A 23,655-nucleotide genomic window follows, 5' to 3' on the forward strand; every position below is an offset into this window, starting at 1 on the left:
GCCCCGGGACAAAAGCTTGGAACGCCTGCGATACTCCAACGGTCAATTCCGTGAAAACGATGCCTGATTTCCGGCGGGGTTTTGCCTATGTGAAGGTATGGTTATTGAATGGTTAACCGGCGCGCATTGCGCCGGCCGCAGATGCGGATATCATCGGCAAGAAGGGACCTTCCGATGCATCCGGCGGCAAAACTGCAATTTGAGCGCGTTGTCGTCGAATTTGGGCGATGGCGGGCGCTCGCCGAGGATGACCGGCCGCCCGCTCCGGCTTGGTGGTGGGGACCGGCGGTCGGGGTGCGGGATATCGCCCAGGCGCTACCGGCGCGTTGGAGCGCCAGATTGGGTTTACCCGATGGTGCGACTTACGCCGACGGCGCCGGCGTGCTGTTCCATTCCCTGGCTGGCCAGGTCATCCAGCCCTGGCCCTATGACTTTTCGCGCAAGGTGAGGTCCACGGATTCCGACGTGCGCGATTTGCATGCGCAGCCGTCAGACGACAGTGCTTTCCAGCCTTGAAGGCGAAGCCGGTTCACGCGCATCGCCGGCGTCGGGTTGCAGCGGCGGCGAGGCCAGCAGCGGCTCGGTCCGAAGCATATCCGCCATCTGCTGCGGCGGCAGCGGTTTGCTGAACAGGAAGCCTTGCATTTCATCGCAGGCATGATTGCGCAGGAACGTCTGCTGCTCGATGGTCTCGACGCCCTCGGCGATGACGGTCATCCCCAGCGCCTTGCCCATGCTGATGATCGCCTGCGTGATGGCCTGGTCCTCTGAATCAACAGGCAGATCGCGGACGAAGGAACGGTCGATCTTGATGGTGTCGATCGGGAATTGCTTCATCAGCGACATCGACGAATAGCCGGTGCCGAAATCGTCGATTGCAAGCCGGATGCCGCGGTTCTGGATCGCGTCGAGCAGCTTGATCGCCCGCGACACGTTGCGCATCACCATGCTTTCGGTAACTTCGAGCTGCAGCAGCACCGGCGACATGCCGCTTGCCAGCAACGCCTCGTCGACATCATGCAACAGATTGGCGTCGGCGAACTGCCGCGGCGACAGGTTGACGGCCATCGTTACCGGCCGCAGTCCGCGGCGTTGCCAGGCCATGTTCTGCGCACAGGCCTCCGTCAGTACCCAGCGGCCGATCGGCACGATCAGCCCGGTCTCTTCCGCCAGCGGAATGAATTGCCCCGGCGACACCAGGCCGAGTTCGGGATGGTTCCAGCGCAACAGCGCCTCGACGCCGGTGATCTGACCGCTCGCCATATCGACCTTCGGCTGGTAGTGCAGCGAAAACTGATCACGCTCCAGCGCGCGGCGCAGGGCGCTCTCCAGCGTCAGACGCTCGATCGACTGCGCCTTGATCTCCCTGGTGAAGAAGCGGAAGCTGTTCTTGCCGTCCTCCTTGGCAAGATACATCGCCATGTCGGCGTTCTTGGTCAGCGTCTGCATGTCGGCGCCGTCAGACGGATACATCGCGATGCCGATCGAGGCCGTGGTGTGGCACTCATGCCCGCTGAGCTGCAAGGGCTGGCTCAACACGGACAAGAGCCCGCCGGCGATGCGTTCGACCTCGTGCGGTTCGGCGGCCTCTTCCAGGATCACGACGAATTCGTCGCCGCCGAGCCGCGCCACCACATCGCTCGAACGCAGCGCGCTACGCAGCCTGCCTCCGATTTCCACCAGCAGCATGTCGCCGGCGTCATGGCCCAGCGAGTCGTTGATGACCTTGAACCTGTCGAGATCGATGAACAGCACCGCAAATGACCGCTGATAGCGCTCCGCGGCATCGATCGCCCGGCGCAGCATGCCGTTGAACATCTCGCGGTTCGGAAGGTTGGTCAGGCTGTCATGCGAGGCCAGATATTCGATCCGCTCGTCCGCCCGCATCTTCTCGTCGGCGCGGTCAAAATTCTCCAGCGCCAGCGATACATTGTCGATGAGCCGCTGCAGCAGTTCGGAGAATTCCGGCGTGAACGTATCCTTCTCGATCGCAACGAAGATCATGACGCCAACGACCCGCCCGCGCACCAGCAGCGGGTAGGCTGCGCTCGCACGGGTCCCATCCCTGCGGGCGCGCGCATGGAACACCTGGCTACGCGGGTCGGCGAGGTAGTCGTTGATGATGCAGGGCTTGCCCGAGCGGATCGCCATGCCTGTGGACCCTTGTCCTTCCGGAAGGGCCTTATTGGCGGACACCCGCACCTCGCGCGAACTGGCAGCGGTCGGTCCGGCGGCCGCTACAATGTCCAGATAATCGCTGTCGGTTCTCGTGAGCGCAATGGAAGTGGCGGTAAACTTGCCGCCGTTTGCGGTGGCCTGGCACACCAGATCGAACAACTCAGCGCGGGTCGTCGCCCGCACGATCGCTTCATTGGTCGCGCTGAGTGCCGCGAGCATGCGCGTCAAGCGTTCTTTCTGCTCCTCGGTCTTCGCCTTCTCGTCGGCGCGCTCGAACGTCTCCAGCGAGAACGACACGTTGTCGGCGAGCCGCTGCAGGAGTTCGGTGAATTCAGGCGTGAACGCGTCCCTTTGCAGGGAGACGTAGAGCATGACGCCCACCACCCGCCCTCGCACGAAGAGCGGAAAGCCGGCGGCTGATCTGGAGCCGAGTTCGCGGGCCTTGGCGTGAAATGCCGCGGCGCGCGGATCGGTAAGATAGTCGTTGAAGATACAGGCCTGGCCCGAGCGGAACGTGATCCCGCAAACACCGCGGCCTTCCGGATGCGCTTCATTGATCGACAGCGTGATCTGCCGTGCGCTCTGGCCGGTCGGACCCGCACCGGCCACGATTGCCATGAAATCGCTGCCGGGCTTTGCCAGCGCGATGGTGGTGGAGGTGAACCTGCCGCCGGTTGCCGCCGCCTCGCAAACCAGTTGATACAGCTCGTCGCGTGATCCCGCCCGAACGATCGCCTCATTGGTCGCGCTGAGCGCCGCGAGCATGCGTGTCAGGCTCTCCTTCTGGAATTCGGTCTTCGCCTTCTCGTCGGCACGATCGAAATTTTCGAGCGCAAAAGACACATTGTCGGCCAGCCGTTGCAGCAGTTCGGCAAACTCCGCGGTGAACGTGTCCGCCTGGGAGGAAATGAACAGCATCACGCCGACGATCCGTTGCTCGACCAGCAGCGGAAATGCGGCGCCTGATTTGGCGCCGTCGTTATTAATCACCTGATCAAACGCATTGTTTTGCGGGCCTGCCAGGAAATTGTTGTTGATGCAGGCCTGCCGGGAACGGAACGCCGTCCCGCAGACCCCGCGGCCTTCCGGAACAGCCGCGCTGATCGAGACCTTCAGACGGCGGGCGTTTTCCGCCGTCGGCCCGGCCGAGGCGACCATGTTGAAGGAATCGCTGCCTGACCTGACGAGGAGGATGCTGGTCGAATTGAAGCGGCCCCCCTGTGCTGCGGCAGCGCATACCAGTTCGAACATCTCGGTGCGCGACCTGGCCCGCATGATCGCTTCATTGGTCGCGCTGAGCGCCGCGAACATCCGCGTCAACCGCTCCTTCTGTTCGTCGGCTTTCGCCTTGGCGTTGGCGCGTTCAAAGTTTTCGAGGGCGAACGAGACGTTTTCCCCGATCCGCGCCAGCAGCGCGATGATCTCCTCATCCGCCGCCCATGCCTTGCCGACAAAGAACATCACGACACCGACGCTTTGCCCGGCCCTGATCAGGGGCACGGCGACGCAGGCAACGACGCCGGCCTCACGTCCGGCCTGCTGCCACGGGCCACCCAGCGAGATGTCGTGGTTGACGCAAAGCCGCTGCGTCCGGAACGCCTGACCGGCAACCCCCTTGCCGTAGTCATTGTCGGCATCGATCGAGAAGCGCGTCCGGGTCAGCAGATCGAGGCTCTCGCCGGTGCCGGCCGCAGGCTTCAGCCAGATCGAATCCGGCTCTGACAGCAAGACCACCGTCGCGACCGACTTTCCGCTGTAAACGGCGGCGTCGCAAACGCGCTGGTAGAGCTCCTGTTCGGTCTTGGCGCGAAGAATCGCTTCGTTGGTCGCGCTGATGGCGCCGAACATGCGATTCAGCCGCCGCATCGTCCGCTCGCCATCCTTGCGCGCAGCTTCATGATCGAAATTGTCGAGGGCGAATGAAATGTTCGCCGACATGCGTTCGAGCAATGCGACGACCGGAGCGTCGATCGACCCGACTTCGCGCCTCGTGACGAGGAAGACGCCGATGCTGCGGCCGTTGCAGGTCAGCGGCAACCCTGCGGCCGCGCCGACCTGTCCGGCAGCGGCGCCCTGGCGCCAGGCCAGCGAATGCGCGTCGTTGAGATAATCGTTGCTGATGCAGAGCTTTTGATCGCGAAAGGCCTGACCGCAAACCCCCGAGCCCTCCGGCGCATCGGCCAGGATCGAAATGTCGATGCCGCGCAGCCTTGCGGTGTCTTCGCCGAAGCCGGCCGCAAACCGAAGCAGATTGGTATCCGGGTCCAGCAAGAAGACGGCGGTGGCCAGGAAGTCCCCGCTGGAGAAAGCGGCTTCACAGACCTTTTCGTACAGTTCTTCCGGCGATTTCGCGTACAGGATCGCTTCGTTGGTCGCATTCAACGCTGCAAATGTACGCGCGATACTGGTCTTCACGGCTCTCAAGCTCCCAGCAGACAATAAGGGCCTGCTGCCCCACGGAATTTTATGCGCGGGAGAGGCCTAAATGGTCGTTATTGGCGGCCGGAAGTTGCGATTCAGAGTAAATGCCTGCCCAACATCGCAAGGCCGTCCTCCGAAGAACTACGGTTCTGTTCACGATTTATCAGCCATGGCTGCGGCGGGCCTCCGGCGGCCAACGGCCTGGGCGGCGCGATAGCCAATTTTCGTCAGGTGAAATCCGAACCGCGCGAGCCCGCCTCACGGGCATGCCCGGTACGGATATTCTGGCCTTGCTCTCCCGCCACCGCTTTGAGACCATGCTGCGACAACAACAAGCAAGACCCGCTGCTCGCGGGCATTCGATGAGGAAATCCATGCCGAACGTTCAGGCCGACCGTCTCACACGCATCGGCGCGGCACTGCTCAGGGCCGCCGGCGCATCGGACGAGGAAGCCACAGCGGTCGCCGTCGGCTGCGTCAACGCCAACCTCGCCGGCCACGATTCCCACGGCATCATCGCGATCCCGACCTATATCGACCGCGTCAAGGCCGGCCATATCGTGCCCGGGGCGAAGTGGACCATCGTGCAGGAATCGCCGACCACGACCGTGATCGACGGCCATTGGGGTTTTGGGTTTCACATCAACGCCAAGGCTATGGCGCTGACGATCGAGAAGGCGAAGACCGCCAACGTCGCCGCCTGCACGGTGTTTCGCCAGAGCCATGTCGGCCGGCTGGCCGCCTATCCGTTGATGGCAATGCAGGAGGGCATGATCGGCATTGCGACCGCCGACTCCGGCCGCTCGCCGAAGATCGTGGCGCCGTTCGGCGGCCGCGAGGCACGCCTCGGCACCAACCCGATCTCGATCGCCGTTCCCTCTGATCTCGACGCGCCGTTTTACCTTGACATGGCAACCTCCGCCGTTGCCGCCGGCAAGATTGCGCTGGCCGTGTCGCGCAACGAGGAAATCCCGAAGGGATGGATCGTCGATGCCGAGGGACGGCACACCACAGACCCCAGGGAATACAGGAAGGGCGGCGCCCTGCTGCCGCTCGGCGGCAGCGAGGGTTACAAGGGTAGCGGCCTTGCCGCGATGGTCGAGGTGTTATGCGGGCTGCTCACCGGGCTCGGCTTCGGCGTCGAGCCGACCGGGCGTCACAATGACGGATGCTTCATGGCGGTGTTCAACGTCGCCGCGTTCCGGCCGCTGAAGGATTTCAAGAAGGAAGTCGCCGAATTCGCGCGCTATCTGAAAGAGACGCCGCCATCCGAAGGCTCCACCGGCGTGTTCTATCCGGGCGAGGTCGAATATATCCGCGAGCAGCAGCGCAAGGTTTCCGGCATCGAAATCGAGGACGCGACCTGGGAAAAATTGCGGGCGCTGGCCGGCGAGTACAAGCTCGCGGCCGAACTCGATCTGACATGACGCCGCGCTTGGCCGATACGGGGAGAACGATATGACACGGCAGATGGCGATGGTCGGCTTCCTGCAGGCGCAGAACTGCACCAATTTGCCGAGTTCCTGGCGGCACCCGGATTCGCGCGACGATTCGATGTCGGCCGATTACTATCAGGAGATCGCCCGGATTCTGGAAGCCGGCAAATTCCACATGGCGTTCTTCGACGATCGCCTGGCAATGCCGGACCGCTACGGCAATGACCATGCCCACACCGTCGAATACGGCATCCGCTGCGTGAAGATGGACCCGATCGTGGTGCTGACCACGATGGGCATGGTCACCGAGAAACTTGGATTGGCCTCGACCTGCTCGACCACCTATTTCGAGCCGTTCGATGTCGCGCGCCGCTTCGCCACGCTCGATTTGATGACAGGCGGACGCGCGGGGTGGAACGTCGTCACCTCGCTCAATGACGGCGAAGCCCACAACATGGGCAAGGATGCCCATCTCGAGCATGACTTCCGCTACGACCGCGCCGACGAATTCATGGAAGTCGTGCTCGGCCATTGGGACACCTGGGAGGACGGCTCGCTGATCATGGACAAGAACAGCGGCCGCTTCGCCGATCCGGCCAAGGTCAGGCGGCTCGACCACAAGGGTCAATTCTTCAAGTCGCGCGGGCCGTTCACCGTGCCGCGCTCGGCGCAGGGTCATCCCGTCATCATCCAGGCCGGTGCGTCCGGCCGCGGCCAGCGCTTTGCGGGACGATGGGGCGAGGTGATTTTCACCGCCGCGCGCAACGTGGCTGCCGCCAAGGAGGGCTATGCCGCGGTCCGCAACGAAGCGGCGAAAGCCGGCCGCGATCCCGACCAGATGTTCCTCTGCAACCTCACCACCCCCGTCTGCGGTGCGACCAGGAGCGAGGCCGAGGACAAGATGGCTGTCATCAACAAGCTGCCGCTGCAGATCGATGCGCTGTCGCTGCTTGCGGAAGCGCTGAATTACGACTTCGCCTCCAAGCCGCTCGACGAGCCTCTGACAACAGAAGAGCTCAAGAGCATGCAAGGCATTCTCGGCATTCGCGACGGCGTGCTCAAGAATTCAGGCAAGACCAATCCCAGCGCGCGCGACTTCGTCACCTTCTCCGGCCGCGGCCAGGTGCAGGACGCGATCGTCGGCGGCCCGAAGGAGATCGCGGACAAACTCGAAGAGATGTTCGTCGAGCGCGGCTGCGACGGCTTTGTCATCGCCGCCACCATCGTGCCCGGCTCCTACGCCGACTTCGTCAAGCATGTCGTGCCGGAACTGCAGCGCCGCGGCCTGTTTCACAAGGATTATGCCGGCAAGACGTTGCGCGAGAATCTCGGCCTGCCCCGCACCAAAGCCGGCGCCTGGAAAGCCAAGCCGCAGGCCGCAGCCGAATAAAGCAAAAGGACACTTCATGCGTTGGCTCAAATTCACCGCCGCCGGCAACACATCCTGGGGCCTCGTCGAGGGCGACAAGGTCATCCCTGTCAGCGGCGATCCCTTTGGCGAGTGGCAGCGCGGCGCGCAGTCGCATGCTTTGAAGGACGTGAAGATCGAACTGCCGCTGATCCCGCGCACGTTCTATTGCGTCGGGCTGAACTATCTGAAGCATCTGAAGGAAGCCGCCGATAAGGCCGGCACGGTTCCGAACGTGCCTGATCGTCCCGAGATCGGCTACCGCGCGCAGAACGCGCTGATCGCCCATGATGAGGATGTGGTGATCCCGGCGACCGCGACCGAGAAAATCCATTACGAGGGCGAACTCGTCGTCGTCATCGGCAAGAAAGCAAAACACCTTAACGAAGCCAACGCGATGTCCTGCGTGTTCGGCTACACCATCGGCAACGACGTCAGCGAACGGACCTGGCAGAAGGCCGATCGCAGCCTGTGGCGATCCAAGAACGCCGACACCTTCAAGCCGATGGGACCCTGGATCGAAACCGACGTCGACCTCGATCGGATGGAAACCGCGATCCGCGTCAATGGCAAGGAGACCGGCCGCTTCCGTACCAACGAGATGATCTTCGGCATCGTGCCGTTCATCGTCGAGCTGACGAAATATTTCACGCTGTGGCCGGGCGACGTGATCTGGATGGGCACCGACGGCGCCTCGCCGGATCTGAAGGCCGGCGACGTCGTCGAGATCGACATCACCGGTATCGGCACCCTGCGCAACAGATTCGTGGCGGGAAGCGGTAGGATGCCTACTCGATCTTGATCCCGGCGTCCTGAATCACCTTGCGCCAGCGCGTTTCCTCGACGCTGAAGTAACGATCGAGTGCTTCGGGCGGCTCAGCCACCATCACGAGGCCTTCGTTGACGCCGAGTTTCTTGAACGCCTCCGACTGCACGGCCTTGGCGGCCGACTTGTTCAGGAGGTCGATGATGTCAGGCGGCGTTTTGGCGGGCGCGTACAGGCCGTACCAGGCTTCGGCCGCGTAACCGGCAACGCCGGCTTCCGACACCGTCGGCAATTGTGGGAATGCCGGCGAGCGTTCCGCCGACGTCACCGCGATCGCGCGCAACTGGCCGGCCGCGACCAGCGAGGCGGCGCTGGCAACCGTGGTGAAGATCACCTGGATCTGGCCGCCGAGCAGGTCGGTGATCGCGGGTGCCGCGCCCTTGTACGGCACGGTGGTCAGGTTGACCTTGGCCATGTGCTTGAACAATTCGCCGGCCAGATGCGCCGAGGTGCCGGTGCCATAGGTGCCGTACGACAATTTATTCGGCTCGGCCTTGGCCACCGCAATCAGGTCGGCAATCGATTTGATCGGCGACGCCGGATTGACCACGACGAGGTTGAAGGAACGCGCGATCAACGCCACCGCCGCAAAATCCCGATGCGCATCGTAAGGCAGCTTCGCGTTCAGGCTTGGATTGACGGCATTGGCAAAGGTTCCCATCAGCAGCGTGTAGCCGTCAGGCGCGCTGGCCGCGACCGACTGCGTGCCGATGATGGTGCCCGCGCCCGGCTTGTTCTCGATGATAATGGAGGCGCCGAGATCTTTTGCCATCTCCTGCGCCAGCGTCCGCGCGATCACGTCGGTGCCGCCGCCCGGTGCGAACGGCACCACGATCCTGATGGTCCGGTCGGGATAGAATGCGAAGGCGGGCGGGCTCGACCAAGCGAGGCATGCGGCAAGCGTCAACAGGGCGGACAGGATCTTCGTATCGCGCGCAAATTGCATGTTTGAATATACCACAAACCGCCATCAAGCAGATGTTGGTTTCGATCCCAACGATTCGAGCAACCAGGCGCGCAGGACGGCCAGACCGGGATCGTCGCGGCGGAAGGGGCGATAGACAAGATACCAGGCCCGTTTCTTCGGTACGGTGATTGAAAACGGCGCCACCAGACGTCCCCTCGCCATGTCGTCCTCGACATAGGGGCGCAACCCGATCGCGACGCCGATTCCGTCCACTGCTGCCTGCAGCGCCATCGCGTAATTGCCGAAGCTCGGCCCGTGCACCTTGCCGCGCGGCTTCACCCCGGCCGCCGCGAGCCACAGGCTCCAGTCTTCCGGCGAGTGCGACACCTGCAGCATGTCTTGACGGGTCAGCTTCGATGGACTGCTGAGACGGGCCGCGACCGCTTTGCTGCAAACCGGAAAGAGGTCGGTCGTAAACAGCAATTCGGATTCGTAGCCTTCCCAGTTGCCGTCGCCGAGCAGGATTCCGCAGGTCCAGTCGTCGCGAAACGGATTGATCGCGCCGCCGGTCGAGAGCCGGACGTCGATTTCGGGATGCTGTTCGTAAAAGCCGCGCAGCCGCGGGATCAGCCAGCGGACCGCAAACGAGGGGCCGACCCCAAGTGTCAGCACCGGCGTGGTGCGCATCGCCGTGACCTGCTCGGCAATGCCGGCGATGGCGTCAAAGGCCGAAGTCAGGCCGGGCTGCAGCGCCTTGCCCTGCGGCGTCAGGTCGAGGCCGTTGGCCCGGCGCTCGACAGTTGAAAGCCGAACCGCTCCTCGAGCAGCCGCACCATGCGGCTGACAGCCGCCTGCGTCACGTTCAGCTCGGCCGCGGCGCCGACGAAGCTGCCATGGCGGGCAGCCGCCTCGAAGGCGCGCAATCCGTTCAGCGAAGGCAGGCGTCGCATCGGACAGACCAAGTTTTCCTGAGCCTATGGGCCAGATAAACCCGTTTGCGCGGCGGCTGTCAAATCCGCGATGAAGGCCCATCGAATTCCATGGAGGTCACCATGATCAGTGTGCCTTTCGCCGCAGCGCTCGCCACGTCCGTGCTGTCCACCTCGTTCATTTCGGGGGTGTTCGGCATGGCCGGCGGCATGATCCTGATGGGTTTGCTGCTGGCATTCATGCCTTTGGCGCCCGCAATGGCGCTGCACGCCATCACCCAGATCGCCTCCAACGCTGCCCGCGCCTGGCTCTGGCGGCAGCATATCTGCTGGCCGATCGCGGCGCGCTACGCCGCCGGCGCGCTGATCGCAGCGCTTGCCATCGCGTTCGGACCGGTCACGCCCACCAAGCCGATGGCCCTAATTTTCATTGGCCTGGTGAGCCTGGTCGGGCTTGCACTGCCGGCCCGGTGGACGCCCAACGTCATGGACCATCGGCAGGCCGTCGGCTGCGGCACGCTCTGCACGGCGCTGCACTTGACCTGCGGCGTCTCAGGTCCGATGCTCGACCTGTTCTTCGTGCGCTCCGATCTCGGCACCCGGCAGATTGTCGCGACCAAGGCCGCGATCAACACCGGCGGACATTTGATCAAGCTGGTCTATTTCGGTCACGCGCTTTTCGCCGGCGGCGGCACGATTTCACCGGTCGCGATCGTGCTCGCCATCGTGGCGGCGCTGCTCGGAACGCAGCTGTCGCGAATCCTGCTCGAGGCCATCGACGACGCCTGTTTCCGGCAATGGTCGCAGCGGCTGATCGCGGCAATTGCCGTCGTCAGCCTGGCGCAGGGCGTCGTCCTTCAATTCGAAGAGCTGAGGCGGTGAGGCTGATCGCCATCGGCCTCGGCGCCATTTACCCGGTAAGAGCGAAGGCTGCGGCGGCGTCGCGCCGCCTAAACCGCCGTCGCCTTGGCGAACTCGACATAGATTTCGCGCAGGCGATCGGTCATCGGGCCGGGCTTTCCGGTCGCGACTTTCTTGCCGTCGATCGACACCACCGCCTGCACGAACACGGTGGCGCTGGTGATGAAGGCTTCCTTCGCGGCGAGCGCTTCGTCCACCGTAAACGCGCGCTCCTCGATCCGGAGCTGGCGTTCTTCGGCCAGCTTGACCACCGCCTTGCGGGTGCAGCCCGGCAAGATCTCGCTGCCGTTCTGCCGCGTCACCAGCACGTCGTCCTGCGTCAGGATGAAGGCCGAGGACGAACCGCCCTCGGTGATCTTGCCGTCCTCGATCATCCATGCCTCGCCGGCGCCGGCCACCGCTGCCGCCTGCTTTGCCAGCACTTGCGCCAGCAGCGCCACGCTCTTGATGTCGCGGCGGGTCCAGCGCAGATCGGGCACGGTGATGACGGCGATGCCGGTCTTGGCCGACGGTGCGTTGATGATGTCTTTCACGGAGGTAAACATAATCAGCGTCGGCTTGACGCCCTTTGGAAACGCAAAATCGCGGCCGGTGTCGGCGCCACGCGTCACTTCCAGATAGACCATGCCGTTGACGAGGTTGTTGCGCGTCACCAGTTCCTTCTGGATTTCCTGAATCCGTTCGATGGTCTCGGGCAGCGCCAGCTCGATCTCGCCAACCGAACGCTCGAGCCGCGCCAGATGCGAGGCATTGTCGATCAGCTTGCCTTCCAGCACGGCGGCGACCTCATAGATGCCGTCGGCAAACAGGAATCCGCGGTCGAGAATCGACACCTTGGCGTCGGCCATGGACACGAATGAACCGTTGACGTAAGCGATCTGTTCCAAGCGAAGTCTCCTGAGAGCGCGAAGAGGGATTGAGGACTCATATACGCAAATTGCTAATGCGGATAAACCCTCAACGTCATTCGGGGCGATGCGAAGCATCGAACTACGATGTGCAAGTGCACATCGGAGAAGCTCGAGATTCCGGATTCAGTCCTGTCGGACTGCTCCGGAATGACTGTGGCAGCTAATGCGACAGAATTTTCGACAAAAACTTCTGCGCGCGGTCGCTGCGCGGCTTGCCGAAGAAGTCGTCCTTCTGCGCATCCTCGACGATCTCGCCCTGGTCCATGAAGATCACGCGATGCGCCACCTTGCGGGCAAAGCCCATTTCGTGGGTCACGACCATCATGGTCATGCCCTCGCGGGCCAGATCGACCATCACGTCGAGCACTTCGCTGATCATTTCGGGATCGAGCGCCGAGGTCGGCTCGTCGAACAGCATGGCGATCGGATCCATCGCCAGCGCGCGTGCAATCGCCACACGCTGCTGCTGTCCGCCGGACAGTTCGGCCGGGTATTTGTTAGCATGAACCTTCAATCCGACGCGGTCGAGCAGCTTGGCGGCCTTGGCCATCGCTTCGTCGTGCGACCGGCCCAAAACCTTCTCCTGCGCCAGGCACAGATTCTCGATGATCTTCAGGTGCGGGAACAGTTCAAAATGCTGGAACACCATGCCGACGCGGGCGCGCAGCTTCGGCAGGTCGGTCTTGGGATCGTTGACCTTGATGCCGTCGAGGATGATCTCGCCTTCCTGGATCGGCTCCAGCGCGTTGACGCATTTGATCAGCGTCGACTTGCCCGAGCCTGACGGACCGCACACGACAACCACTTCGCCCTTGGCGACCTTGGTCGTGCAGTCCTTCAGCGCCTGGAAGGTCGACCCGTACCATTTACTGACGTGATTGATTTCGATCATGCGCGTTCCCTAACGAACAATACTGATACGCGCCTGCAGGCGCCGGACGCCAAACGAGGCGACGCAGGAAATCGTGAAATAGACCACCGCCGCGAACAGGTACATCTCGACCAGCCGGCCGTCGCGCTGCGCCACCTTGCTCGCAGCGCCGAGGAAATCCGGCATCGACAGCACGTAGACCAGCGAAGTGTCCTGGAACAGCACGATGGTCTGGGTCAGCAGCACCGGCAACATGTTGCGGAACGCCTGCGGCAGCACGACGTAGCGCATGGTCTGGGCGTAGGTCATGCCGAGCGCATTGGCCGCGGCAGGCTGGCCCTTGGAGATCGACTGGATGCCGGCGCGCATGATCTCGGAAAAATACGCCGCCTCGAACATGATGAAGGTGACGAGCGCGGAGGTGAAGGCGCCGACGCTGATCGGGCGCGACGCGCCGGTCAGCCATTGCCCGACATAGGGTACCAAGAAATAGAACCAGAAGATCACCAGCACCAGCGGCAGTGACCGCATGAAGTCGACGTAAAGCCCGGCGATCCGGCCCAGCACCTTGAAACCGGACAGCCGCATCAGCGCGATCAGCGTACCGAAGATGATCCCGCCGAGCGCAGAGAGCGCGGTCAAGGTCAGCGTAAACGCCATGCCGTCGAGGAAGAGGTAGCCGAGCGAACGGCGGATGACGTCGAAATCGAAAGTGGCGAACATGCGCTATTTCCCCGTGATGTAGCCGGGGATCGCCAGGCTGCGTTCGAGGAAGCGCATGCCGGTGACGACGATGATGTTGATCAAGAGATACATCACGGTCGCGGCGGTGAAAGCCTCGAATACCTGGAACGAGAATTCCTGCATCGATCGCGCCTGGCCGGTCAGTTCGATCAGGCCGATGGTGATCGCGACCGCCGTGTTCTTGATGGTGTTAAGGAACTCCGAAGTCAGCGGCGGCATGATGATTCGAAACGCAATCGGCAGCAGCACGTAGCGATAACCTTGAAACGTCGTCAGCCCGAGCGCAGTCGCGGCTTGTTTTTGTCCGCGCGGCAGCGAAGCGATGCCGGCGGCCAGTTGCACGGCGACGCGCGCCGACATGAACAGGCCGATTCCGATCGCCGCGGTATAGAACGGCGCATTTGGCATCTGTTTCAGCCACAGCCCCCAGCTCCGCGGCAGCAATTCCGGCAGCACGAAGAACCAGAGGAAAAGCTGCACCAGAAGCGGCATGTTGCGGAAGAATTCGACCCAGGCGAAGCCGACCCAGTAGGCTGTCTTCGACGGCAGCGTCCGCAACACGCCGACTATCGAGCCGAATATCAGCGCGATGATCCAGGCGAAGATCCCGGTCTGGATGGTCAGCCACAGGCCTGTCAGCAGCATATGGAAATAGGTGCCGGTCCCGCCCGGGGCCGGCTCGAAGAAGATGCTCCAGTTCCAATTGTAATTCACGAAGGCCTACCATCCGCTACGTCGCCGAAACGTGCCCATGCAATGGTTGGGCCATTGCATGGGCAAAAGCACCTGTTTGCTTATTTGTAGGCGTCCGGATCCGGCGAGTCAGACGGCTTGGCGTACTGGTTCTTCAGCTCCGCACTCATCGGCGAGTTCAGGTTCAGGCCCTTGGGCGGGATCTTCTGGGTGAACCACTTGTCGTAGATCTTCTGGCCCTCGCCGCCCGTATAGAGCGCCGATGTGGCAGCATCGACCACCTTCTTGAAGGCCGGGTCGTCCTTGCGCAGCATGATGCCATAGGGCTCCGGCTTGGAGAACGCGTCCTTGGAGATCACGTAGTCATCCGGCGCTTTCGAGCCGGCTACCAGGCTCGCCAGCAGGATATCGTCCATCACGAACGCCACCGCGCGGTCGGTCTCGACCATCAGGAAGGCTTCGGCGTGGTCCTTGGCCGGAATGATGTTGGCGCCGAGCTTCTTTTCCGCATTGGCTTCGGTGAGCTGCTTGATGTTGGTGGTGCCCGATGTGGAAACCACCGCTTTGCCCTTCAGATCGTCGATCGAGTTGATCTTGCTCGACTTCTTCGAGACGTAGCGGCTCGCGGTCAGGAAGTGGGTGTTGGTGTAGGCGATCTGCTTCTGGCGCTCGGCGTTGTTGGTGGTCGAGCCGCATTCCAGATCGATGGTGCCGTTGGCCAGCAGCGGAATCCGGGTCGACGACGTCACCGGATTGAGCTTGACCTCGAGCTTGTCGAGCTTGAGCTCCTTCTTCACGGCATCGACGATCTTGTGGCAGATGTCCATGGCGTAGCCGACCGGCTTCTGGCTGTCATCGAGATAGGAGAAGGGGATCGACGAATCCCGGAAGCCGAGCGTGATGGCGCCGGTATCCTTGATGTTCTTCAACGTTCCGGTGAGTTCCTGCGCCATCGCCGGCGTGGCGCACAACGCGCTGGCCAGCAGACAGCCGATAATATGACGGTGTTTCACGTGACTTCTCCCTTTATTGGTTTGAAATTCATCATCCACTCGATCTCGACGACCTGGAAGGTGATTTGGCCGACGATCTCGAGGCGGTCCTTTCCTGATTGCCCCCATCATGTCCGGCACTATACCTGCATAACTCAGACCAAAACAGATTTAGCGACCGCTGGCTATTCGTCCTATCTCTAAAGGCGACCATTGACAAAGGCAGCGCCCATTTGTCACCGCCGACCGCCGTCAGCCCCTTGCGGCCGGACGCCGCAACCGTGCTCTCGCACAGCCAGGCGACGCCGCGGCCGGCGAGCGCCATTTCGCACAGCACGTCGGACATGTCGCTTTCGATCACCCGGGTGCCGGAAACCGGGGCATTCTCCAGGATGAGATCGACCAGGCGCGCGAAATAGACGCCCGGCGAGTACATCAGAAGCGGCACCGGATGGGTCGGCCGGCCGGGCAGCGAGGCGCCCCCCTTCGTCACCAGCGCCTGGCTGGCATACGGCCTCAGAAATTCGGTGCCGAGGATCGCACGTTCATAGCGGTCCGGATCGAGATGGATCGGCTGCTGGGCGTGGTGGTAGCAGATCATCAGGTCGACATTGTTCGAAACCAGCGAGGTGACGAGGTCGTGGATATTGCCGACCACGACCGAGCAGCTCAGGCGCCGTTCCTGTGACCAGAGCTGCCACCAATGCGGCAGGCGGGAAGTCGCCATCGCAAACGGCAACGCGATCCTTATATGTTCGTGACGCCGAACCGGCTTGCCGCCAAGCTCCACCCGCGCGTCCAGCATTTGCCGCAGCAGCTCGCCGGCATGTTCGCGAAACCGCTCACCCTGCGGCGTCAATTGTGTCGGATAGACGCTGCGGTCGATCAGGTCGAAGCCGAGCCAGGCCTCCAGCGATTTGATCCGGCGGCTGAACGCGGCCTGCGAGGTATTTCGTCGCTCGGCCGCTCGCGTAAAGTTGCCGGTCTCGGCCACCATCAAAAAATCCTGCAGCCAGCGCAGCTCCATCACGCACCTTGCCTGGACGCGTGGCGCCGCCGCTCCGACCTGCGGCGCCTCTCCAGGCAGCGCAAGGCAGCGAACAGCGTCGGGTGCTCGTTGCCGGTCAAGAATGTGATCCCCCATGCGCGGAACCTAGCCAATCGGCATGCGCCTTGACCAATGCAAGCTTTGCATCACGGCGCCCGGCCGTCGCCGAAAGGTCCATCCCGATCAATCGGCGCCCTGTCATAACCCGGCCCGCAACCCGCTCAAAACCATCACCCCTCGCTAGCGTGCTACGCCGCGGCCGATGATGCAAGTTTTGCATTATGCGACCTTCGCATCAGTGGCGGTGAGTGAACGGCCTAGTCTGGCGGTGTCCACACCATCCATTCGTCCCGAGCTACGTTTCGATCGGGCGGCCGTTTCAAAAAGAGACATCGAAATGAAAATTTGTGTGCTTGGAGCCGGCGTCATCGGCCTTACCACAGCGTGGCGCCTCGCCGAAGCCGGACACGATGTCATCGTCGTCGACCGCAACGTTTCCACCGGGGCGGACGCCAGCGCTGCGAACGGCGGCCAACTCAGCTACGCCTTCGTGGCGCCGCTGGCCTCGCCGGCGCTGTTGGTGAAGCTTCCATCGCTATTGATGTCGAAGGGTTCGCCTATTCGCATCCGGCCGGGCTTGGACCCTGCTTTGGTGGCGTGGGGCGCGCGTTTCCTGCTCGCCTGCCGCTCGAACGCCGTGCGAGAGACCATTGGCGCCCAACTCGCGCTCGCCGCCTTGAGCCGGAGCGAGTTGGCACAGCTGTCCGAGGCCCTTGGGCTCGCGTTCGGATTGAAGACTGCGGGCAAGCTCGTCGTATTCCGGACAGGCAAGGAATTCGACACGGCGCGAGGCGCAATTGCCAGGATGGGCACCGGTGATGATCAGCAACAGGTCCTGACACCTGCCGAGTGCCTGGCGCTGGAGCCTGGGCTCAAGCTCGACGTGCGCGAGCTCGCGGGCGGGGTTTACACGGCCTCCGAGCAAGTCGGCGATTGTGCGGCGTTCTGCGCCGGGCTCACGGCCCGCATGAAGCAGCGAAGCAACATCGAATGGCTGCTGGGCACGCCGGTGGTTGGGCCGATCCGGTCCGGCGGCCGCCTCTTGGCGGTCGAGACCACGAAAGGGCGTGTGCAGGCAGACCGCTTTGTGCTGTGCATGGGCGCGGCATCGCGTGCCTTTGCGCGCACTTGCGGATTCTACCTGCCGATCTATCCGGTCAAGGGTTACAGCATCACCCTCACACCGCCTGACGAAACCCACGCGCTTCGCCACAGCGTCACCGATATGGAACGCAAGCTGGTGTTCGCGCCGCTCACGTCCGGCGAACGGACGACGATAAGGGTCGCGGGCATCGCCGACCTCGAGAGTGACGATGCCAGGATGGATGTCGGGCGCATCGACACGCTGCGCCGCGCTTCAGCCGAGTTGCTCGGTATCGACGCCGGCGGCGACGTCCAGCCCTGGTGCGGGCTTCGCCCGATGACGCCCGACAGCCGCCCAATCATCGGCTGGTCGCCGCTTGATGGGCTGTTCATCAATTCAGGCCATGGCATGCTCGGCTGGACACTTGCCTGCGGCAGCGCGCGGCTGACGGCGGATTTGATTGACCGCAAGCCGCCGGCGATCGAAGGCGGACCCTTCGCCTTGCACCGCGCGGCTTGAAGCGGCGACGGCGGCTAGCCGGTAGCTTTGGCCGACGCGACGATCTGGGCCAGCACCGGTTCAATGTAACGACGAAAGTGTTCGGGGTTCTCGCTCATCGGAAAATGGCCGAGCTGCTCCATGATGGTGACATGGGCGCCCCTGATCGCTGCCGCCGTGCGCTGAGTATCTTCCGGCGTGCAGGAGAAGTCATATTCGCCGGTCAGCAGAAACAGCGGGCAGACATCGGTGTCAATGTTCTCGACCCGGCCGCGCAGATCGCCGTCGACCCGATAGAAATAAAGATCGCCCTTGAAGACTCCGGGTCCACCCTGCTTGTAACCCCACAGCGTCTCGGTCCGCGCCGCTTGCGGGCCCTGCGGCGCAATCAGACCCGACACCAGCGCGGCGCAGACTTCGCCGCCATGAACGTCGGGGCGGTTGAGCCATGACGTGTCGTACCACGGCGCCTGGAAATCGGCGGCTTCCAAGCCAATCAACGCCCGGAATTCGGCGGCGTGATCGATCGCGAGATTGAGCACGATGCGGCCGCCGATCGAGCAGCCCATCACCACCGGCTTGTCCAGTTTCAGCGCCTTGCAGAAGGCGCGGATGGTTTCGGTATAGCGCGCCGTGGTCAGCTGATATTCGTCGCCGTTCCAACTCGCCGGCGGATTCGATTTGCCGTGCCAGGGCATGTCGAAGGCGATGATCCGAAAATGCTTCGCAAACTCTGCGTCGGCAAGCAGATGCCGCCATTGCCGCGCATCGGAGCCCGCGGTGTGCAGGCACACCAGCGGAATGCCGGTGCCGTTTTCCTCGAAATAGATGCGATGCATTTCGCCGCCGATGTCGACATGGACATAGCGGCCGACCAGCGGCTCGACATAGCCGCTCATGATGCCGCCACCGCGAAATGCTGCCGCGGCAACGCCAGCACATCCTTGAAGTACTGCAGATGCGTCATGAAGGGATGCAGATCGCCTTCGATAATGGCCTCGCCGCGCTTGGTCAGAGCGAGCAGATCATGCCAGCCCGGCCGCGGCGCGGGTTGCCAGTACGCCGCCCAGGCCGCCGGCGAAGCGCGATAGGCAAACCGCCAGGAGCGCATCAGCACCGGCGCCGGTGTCAAATCGACGATCCGGCCGGCACGGATCGAGGCGTGAAGAGGATGGCCGGTCGGCCCGAGCAGACACTCGCAGTCGAGAAACCGGCCGCGAACGATCAGCTCCGGCGCCTGTTCGAGCAGCGCGGGGATTGTCGCGAATGCTTTGATAACCGCAGTGTCGGTCGCGTTCGAAGCTAAACTCATGCGCTCCAGGGGGTTTCCGGCAATAACGGCATCGGGAGAACGGAACCGGTCCGTCACATCGTGATATGATGGCCCGAACATTCCGTGGTCGCAAGGTTTGCGGCACGGCGCTGGCGCCGTGCAACCATGCTTGCCGCACACAGTGACCCGGTAAATTCCGTATCTCGGGATGCCGCGGCAGACCAATTGTCGCAGATGTCAATTCCGGCCAATTGCTGAGCCGATTGCATACGTTAGCGCGGTCAATGCGCTTTTCTTCGCCTGCGTTTTCAGGGAAGATTGAAGGCATCAAGAGAACAAAAGAGGCCTCGCTTCCAACGGGCCGCAAGGGAGAGTTTGAGATGTCGAGACCAAGCCGTTTGATGTTCGCTGTCGCCGCCGTCGGCATGCTGATTTCCGCCGCCGCCGGCGCGCAGGAATATCCCACCAAGCCGATCACCCTGATCGTGCCGTGGCCGGCGGGCGGATCGACCGACCTCACGATGCGCGCAATCGCCGAAAGCGCCTCCAAGATTCTCGGCCAGCCGATCGCGATCGATAACAAGGCCGGCGGCGGCGGCACCGTCGGTCCGGCCACCATGGCGGCCGCCGCCAAGCCCGACGGCTACACCATCGCGCAGCTACCAATCACCGTGTTCCGCCTGCCGCTGATGCAGGAAGTATCCTGGGATCCGTCCAAGGATTTCTCCTACATCATCCACCTCACCGGCTATACTTTCGGGGTCACCACCAATGCCGAGTCGCAGTTCAAGACCTGGAAGGACGTCGTCGACTTCGCCAAGCAGAATCCCGGCAAGGTGACCTATGCGACCCCGGGCGCCGGAACGTCGCTGCATATCGGCATGGAGCAGATCGCAACCCTGGCCGGCATCAAGCTGACGCAGGTGCCGTTCAAGGGCGGCGCGGAGACCAATGCCGCGGTGCTCGGCCAGCACACCATGCTGCAGGCGGATTCGACCGGATGGCGACCGCTGGTCGACGCCGGCAAGTTGCGCTTGCTGATGGTGTGGACCTCGGCGCGTTCGCCGAATTTCCCCGACGTGCCGACGCTGAAGGAACTCGGCTATCCCATGGTCTATGACTCGCCGTTCGGCATCGCCGGACCGAAGGGCATGGACCCGAAGATCGTCGCCAAGCTGCACGACGCCTTCAAGAAGGCCATCGAGGACCCGGCCGTGATCGCAACGCTCGCGAAATACGACATGGTGCCGAATTACAAGAACACCGAGGACTACAAGAAGTTCGTCGTCGAGGTCACCAATTCCGAGCGCAAGGTGATCGACTCGCTCGGGCTGGCGAAGAAGTAGCATAGACCATCCTCATGTCCCGGACGCGGTGCGGCGCGAAGCGCTGCTCCGCGGCGCCGGGACCCACAACACAGCAAGATGCACCCCGGCGCTGCAGCGCATCACCATAGCGTGTGGAAGACACGCGTAAGCGCGCTTATGGTGCTGCGCAGCGTCCCGGGGAACGGCCGAGAGAGCAATCCATGAGCAATAACAGCAACGTCAAATTCCGCTTCAACAATTCCGAATTGTGGGGTGGGGTGATCGGGCTCGGGCTCGGCCTTTTCGTCATCCGGTCCGGGCTCAAGCTGAAACTGGGCACCATCAACGATCCCGGCTCCGGCTACGTGCTGTTCTACACCGGCATCCTGATGTGCCTGTTCGCGGCATCGATCATCATTGCGTCGCTCACCGAGGGCGGACCGACCTTCGGTTCGCGCTGGGAGAATGCGCGCTGGACCAAGCCGCTGATCGTTATCGCCTCCCTCACCGCATTTGCCTTCTCGCTCGATACGTTCGGCTTTCTGCTGTCGTCGATCCCGTTGATGGTGTTGCTGTTGCGGCTGATCGATCCGGTGCGCTGGTCGCTGGCGATCCCGATCGCCGTCATCGCGCCGCTCGGCATGTGGTGGATCCTGAAACGTTTGCTTTTGATCCAGCTGCCTTCGGGCATCTTTGAAATCGGTTGACCGCGATATGGACACTATCATCAACGTCGCGCACGGTTTCGGCATCGCTCTGTTGCCGGTCAACCTGGTCTATTGCTTCATCGGCGTCTTCATCGGCACGCTGGTCGGCGTGCTGCCCGGCATCGGGCCGATCTCGGCGATGTCGCTGTTGCTGCCGGTCACGCTGTCGGGAACGCCGGAATCCGGCATCATCATGATGGCCGGCATCTATTACGGCTCGATGTATGGCGGGTCGACCACGTCGATCCTGGTCAACATTCCCGGGGAAGCTGCTTCCGTCGTCACCTGCATCGACGGCCACCAGATGGCGAAACAAGGGCGTGCCGGGCCGGCGCTCGGCATCTCTGCGTTCGGCTCCTTTATCGCCGGTACCTTCGCGCTGATCGCCTTGATGCTGGTGGCACCGTCACTGGCCAGCGTCGCGATCGCGTTCGGACCGGCTGACTATTTCAGCCTGATGGCGCTGGGCCTCGTGGTGCTGACCTTCCTCACGCAGGGATCGATGGCGAAGGCGCTGCTGATGGCCTGCATCGGCATCGTGCTTGGCCTGATCGGGCTGGACAGCATCACGGCGCAGCCGCGCCTGACTTTCGGCCGGATTGAATTGATCGACGGCATCGGCCTCGTCCCCGTGGTGATGGGCTTGTTCGGCGTCGCCGAGGTGCTGCTCAATACCGAGCAGATCATCAAGCGCGACATCATCAACGCCAAGATCACGCAGCTGTTTCCGAGCAAGGAAGACTGGAAGGCCAGCACCGGGCCGGTTGCGCGCGGAACCGTTCTCGGATTCTTCCTCGGCATCCTGCCGGGCGGCGGTGCTGTGATCTCGTCGTTTGCGTCCTACGCGCTGGAGAAGCGGCTGTCGAAAACGCCGGAGCGTTTTGGCAATGGCGCGATCGAAGGCGTGGCGGGACCCGAAGCCGCCAACAACGCCGCGGCTGGCGGCGCCTTCATTCCGCTGATGACACTGGGCATCCCGCCGAACGTGGTGATGGCGCTATTGTTGGGGGCGTTCGTGATCCACGGGCTGCAGCCCGGACCGCTGCTGATCACCCAGAACCCGGGCCTGTTCTGGGGCATCGTTGCCAGCATGTATATCGGCAATGTGATGTTGCTGGTGCTCAATCTGCCGATGATCGGGATGTGGGTTCAGCTGCTGAAGCTACCGTACAACATCCTGTTTCCGCTGATCGTCCTGTTCACGATCATCGGCGTCTATTGCTCCAGCAACAACGTGTTCGATGTCTACGTCATGATCGCGTTCGGCGTGATCGGCTATTTCATGCGCAAGCTCGGCTACGAGCCGGCGCCGCTGGTGCTGGCCTTCGTGCTCGGGCCGATGCTGGAGAACAACCTGCGCAAATCGCTGATCCTCTCCCAGGGCGACCTGATGACCTTCGTGACACGGCCGATTTCGGCCACCTGCCTGGCGCTTGCGGTGGTGCTGCTGGTCGGACCGCTGCTGCCCTCGCTGCGCAAGAAGCGCGAGCTGGTCGCGCTGGATGAAGGGGTTTGATCCCCCGAGCGGCCTAGCTCGTCTTGATCACTTTCAGCGCACCCGGTTTCGCCGGCTGCGCCATTGCCCGTGTCAGGATCAACGCTTCCTTCTTCAGCATCTCCGCGAGTTCCGCTTCGCGCCGCCTGATCCGGTCGCTGGAGGCACCGACGCTCAGCGCCGCAATCACCTGCCCGGCATCGTCGCGGATCGGCACGCCGACCCCGCCCATGCCGGGAAGGGCGGCGTCGATCTGCACGGTATGGCCATGCTTGCGGGCAGCCATGATCCGCTCGCGCAGATATTTCGATGTGATGCGCGGCGATTTCGCCAGCCGCGGCATGATGACTTCGATGATCGCGTCGATCTCGGCATCCGGCAGCCACACCATCAGCGCAAGGCTGCCGGCGCCGACGCCGAGCGGCCGGCGGCTGCCGATCTGCAGGTAATTGGGCTGCAACGGATGGCTGCCGACGGAGCGCGCCAGATACAGCGCCTCGACGCCGCTGCGCACCGACAACAGCGCGGTATCGGCGGATCGCTCCGAAAGCCGCAGCAGGCTCGGCTGCGCCAATTCGGCGATGTCGACGGTGCGGCGCGCGCTGACCGCCATCACCCGCGCCTCCTGGCCAAGCTCGTAGGTTTTTGCGCCGGTCACGCGGGTGACAAAGCCCTCCTCGATCAGCGAGCCGAGGATGCGCAGCGCCGTCGCCTTGTTCAGCGAGGTGGCGTCGGCGATCTCGGTGAGCCGCAGCGGCGAGTTCTGCGCCAGCACGCGCAGGATCGCGCAGACCTTCTGGATGGCGTTGAAATTGGCCGGCTGCCCGACGACGGACAGCGCTGGCTTCTTCTTAGGTGACGTCGCGTTCATGCCGCCCTCCCCCGCATCGCGCTCCCCTGATCCTAGAGAGCGCGGCGCGCGGGCGACAGAGCAATATTTCGCCTG

General features: G+C 63.0%; 22 protein-coding genes. 9 read left to right on the top strand and 13 right to left on the bottom strand.

The window, feature by feature from the left end:
• Positions 1-174: 174 nt before the first annotated feature.
• Positions 175-516: a hypothetical protein gene (locus ABIE49_RS15265; protein WP_192740320.1), complete on the top strand. Its 342-nt coding sequence runs from the start codon at positions 175-177 to the stop codon at positions 514-516.
• Here the strand turns inward: ABIE49_RS15265 and ABIE49_RS15270 are convergent.
• On the bottom strand, positions 490-4,593 hold the full coding sequence (locus tag ABIE49_RS15270) for a bifunctional diguanylate cyclase/phosphodiesterase (RefSeq protein WP_192740321.1): 4,104 nt from the start codon (positions 4,591-4,593) through the stop codon (positions 490-492). The genes ABIE49_RS15265 and ABIE49_RS15270 overlap by 27 nt on opposite strands.
• A gap of 380 nt (positions 4,594-4,973) precedes the next feature.
• Here ABIE49_RS15270 and ABIE49_RS15275 point away from each other — a divergent pair, with 380 nt between their 5' ends.
• Genes ABIE49_RS15275 through ABIE49_RS15285 form a run of 3 tightly spaced genes read left to right on the top strand, consistent with a single transcriptional unit; the run spans position 4,974 to position 8,245 of the window.
• A complete protein-coding gene (locus ABIE49_RS15275; protein ID WP_192740322.1) occupies positions 4,974-6,026 on the top strand; it encodes an Ldh family oxidoreductase in 1,053 nt (350 codons plus the stop codon).
• A gap of 31 nt (positions 6,027-6,057) precedes the next feature.
• Positions 6,058-7,425, top strand: a complete 1,368-nt coding sequence (locus ABIE49_RS15280; RefSeq protein WP_192740323.1) for an LLM class flavin-dependent oxidoreductase — start codon at positions 6,058-6,060, stop codon at positions 7,423-7,425.
• A gap of 16 nt (positions 7,426-7,441) precedes the next feature.
• Positions 7,442-8,245 carry a fumarylacetoacetate hydrolase family protein gene (locus ABIE49_RS15285; protein WP_192740324.1) on the top strand — a complete coding sequence of 268 codons (804 nt, stop codon included), beginning with the start codon at positions 7,442-7,444 and terminating at the stop codon, positions 8,243-8,245.
• On the opposite strand, the gene ABIE49_RS15290 is transcribed toward ABIE49_RS15285, so the two are convergent.
• From ABIE49_RS15290 to ABIE49_RS15300, 3 genes are all read right to left on the bottom strand, one after another.
• Positions 8,232-9,215 (bottom strand): tripartite tricarboxylate transporter substrate binding protein, encoded by a 984-nt coding sequence (locus ABIE49_RS15290; RefSeq protein WP_192740325.1) that lies wholly within the window; start codon positions 9,213-9,215, stop codon positions 8,232-8,234. The genes ABIE49_RS15285 and ABIE49_RS15290 overlap by 14 nt on opposite strands.
• Positions 9,216-9,239: 24 nt before the next feature.
• Entirely contained in the window at positions 9,240-9,863 is a 624-nt protein-coding gene (locus ABIE49_RS15295) for a LysR substrate-binding domain-containing protein (protein ID WP_210337554.1), read from the bottom strand.
• A gap of 80 nt (positions 9,864-9,943) precedes the next feature.
• Positions 9,944-10,126, bottom strand: coding sequence for a LysR family transcriptional regulator (locus tag ABIE49_RS15300; protein WP_210337555.1), 183 nt, complete (start codon positions 10,124-10,126; stop codon positions 9,944-9,946).
• Positions 10,127-10,228: 102 nt separating this feature from the next.
• On the opposite strand from ABIE49_RS15300, the gene ABIE49_RS15305 reads away from it, so the two are divergent.
• Positions 10,229-10,987 (top strand): TSUP family transporter, encoded by a 759-nt coding sequence (locus ABIE49_RS15305; RefSeq protein WP_192740326.1) that lies wholly within the window; start codon positions 10,229-10,231, stop codon positions 10,985-10,987.
• Positions 10,988-11,055: 68 nt separating this feature from the next.
• On the opposite strand, the gene ABIE49_RS15310 is transcribed toward ABIE49_RS15305, so the two are convergent.
• From ABIE49_RS15310 to ABIE49_RS15335, 6 genes are all read right to left on the bottom strand, one after another.
• Positions 11,056-11,913 (bottom strand): D-amino-acid transaminase, encoded by an 858-nt coding sequence (locus tag ABIE49_RS15310; RefSeq protein ID WP_192740327.1) that lies wholly within the window; start codon positions 11,911-11,913, stop codon positions 11,056-11,058.
• A 184-nt stretch (positions 11,914-12,097) separates the two neighbouring features.
• Positions 12,098-12,829 carry an amino acid ABC transporter ATP-binding protein gene (locus tag ABIE49_RS15315; RefSeq protein WP_192740328.1) on the bottom strand — a complete coding sequence of 244 codons (732 nt, stop codon included), beginning with the start codon at positions 12,827-12,829 and terminating at the stop codon, positions 12,098-12,100.
• Between the two features lie 9 nt (positions 12,830-12,838).
• A complete protein-coding gene (locus ABIE49_RS15320) occupies positions 12,839-13,531 on the bottom strand; it encodes an amino acid ABC transporter permease (RefSeq protein ID WP_192740329.1) in 693 nt (230 codons plus the stop codon).
• Between the two features lie 3 nt (positions 13,532-13,534).
• Complete coding sequence (locus ABIE49_RS15325; RefSeq protein ID WP_192740330.1) at positions 13,535-14,266, bottom strand: amino acid ABC transporter permease; 732 nt, start codon at positions 14,264-14,266, stop codon at positions 13,535-13,537.
• 80 nt (positions 14,267-14,346) lie between these two features.
• Positions 14,347-15,198, bottom strand: coding sequence for an amino acid ABC transporter substrate-binding protein (locus ABIE49_RS15330; RefSeq protein WP_249150154.1), 852 nt, complete (start codon positions 15,196-15,198; stop codon positions 14,347-14,349).
• 91 nt (positions 15,199-15,289) lie between these two features.
• Positions 15,290-16,264 (bottom strand): LysR family transcriptional regulator, encoded by a 975-nt coding sequence (locus ABIE49_RS15335; protein ID WP_192740331.1) that lies wholly within the window; start codon positions 16,262-16,264, stop codon positions 15,290-15,292.
• 418 nt (positions 16,265-16,682) lie between these two features.
• On the opposite strand from ABIE49_RS15335, the gene ABIE49_RS15340 reads away from it, so the two are divergent.
• Positions 16,683-17,948 carry a D-amino acid dehydrogenase gene (locus ABIE49_RS15340; RefSeq protein ID WP_192740332.1) on the top strand — a complete coding sequence of 422 codons (1,266 nt, stop codon included), beginning with the start codon at positions 16,683-16,685 and terminating at the stop codon, positions 17,946-17,948.
• A 14-nt stretch (positions 17,949-17,962) separates the two neighbouring features.
• On the opposite strand, the gene ABIE49_RS15345 is transcribed toward ABIE49_RS15340, so the two are convergent.
• Together ABIE49_RS15345 and ABIE49_RS15350 are read right to left on the bottom strand one after the other, a co-directional pair.
• Positions 17,963-18,826, bottom strand: coding sequence for an alpha/beta fold hydrolase (locus tag ABIE49_RS15345; RefSeq protein WP_192740333.1), 864 nt, complete (start codon positions 18,824-18,826; stop codon positions 17,963-17,965).
• On the bottom strand, positions 18,823-19,239 hold the full coding sequence (locus tag ABIE49_RS15350) for a hypothetical protein (protein WP_192740334.1): 417 nt from the start codon (positions 19,237-19,239) through the stop codon (positions 18,823-18,825). The genes ABIE49_RS15345 and ABIE49_RS15350 overlap by 4 nt, the downstream gene beginning before the upstream one ends.
• 341 nt (positions 19,240-19,580) lie before the next feature.
• Between ABIE49_RS15350 and ABIE49_RS15355 the strand changes: the two genes are divergently transcribed.
• The 3 genes from ABIE49_RS15355 (at position 19,581) to ABIE49_RS15365 (ending at position 22,730) form a co-directional block, all read left to right on the top strand.
• A complete protein-coding gene (locus ABIE49_RS15355) occupies positions 19,581-20,546 on the top strand; it encodes a tripartite tricarboxylate transporter substrate binding protein (RefSeq protein ID WP_192740335.1) in 966 nt (321 codons plus the stop codon).
• A 182-nt stretch (positions 20,547-20,728) separates the two neighbouring features.
• Entirely contained in the window at positions 20,729-21,214 is a 486-nt protein-coding gene (locus ABIE49_RS15360; RefSeq protein WP_192740336.1) for a tripartite tricarboxylate transporter TctB family protein, read from the top strand.
• Positions 21,215-21,221: 7 nt separating this feature from the next.
• The gene (locus ABIE49_RS15365; RefSeq protein ID WP_192740337.1) at positions 21,222-22,730 is read left to right on the top strand and encodes a tripartite tricarboxylate transporter permease; all 1,509 of its coding nucleotides are present in this window, start codon (positions 21,222-21,224) and stop codon (positions 22,728-22,730) included.
• 13 nt (positions 22,731-22,743) lie between these two features.
• Here ABIE49_RS15365 and ABIE49_RS15370 read toward each other — a convergent pair whose 3' ends face one another.
• Positions 22,744-23,580, bottom strand: coding sequence for an IclR family transcriptional regulator (locus ABIE49_RS15370; RefSeq protein WP_192740338.1), 837 nt, complete (start codon positions 23,578-23,580; stop codon positions 22,744-22,746).
• Between the last annotated feature and the right edge of the window lie 75 nt (positions 23,581-23,655).

Origin of the sequence: Bradyrhizobium sp. OAE829 (assembly GCF_040546575.1) — a bacterium.
In the GTDB taxonomy this organism is placed as follows: domain Bacteria; phylum Pseudomonadota; class Alphaproteobacteria; order Rhizobiales; family Xanthobacteraceae; genus Bradyrhizobium.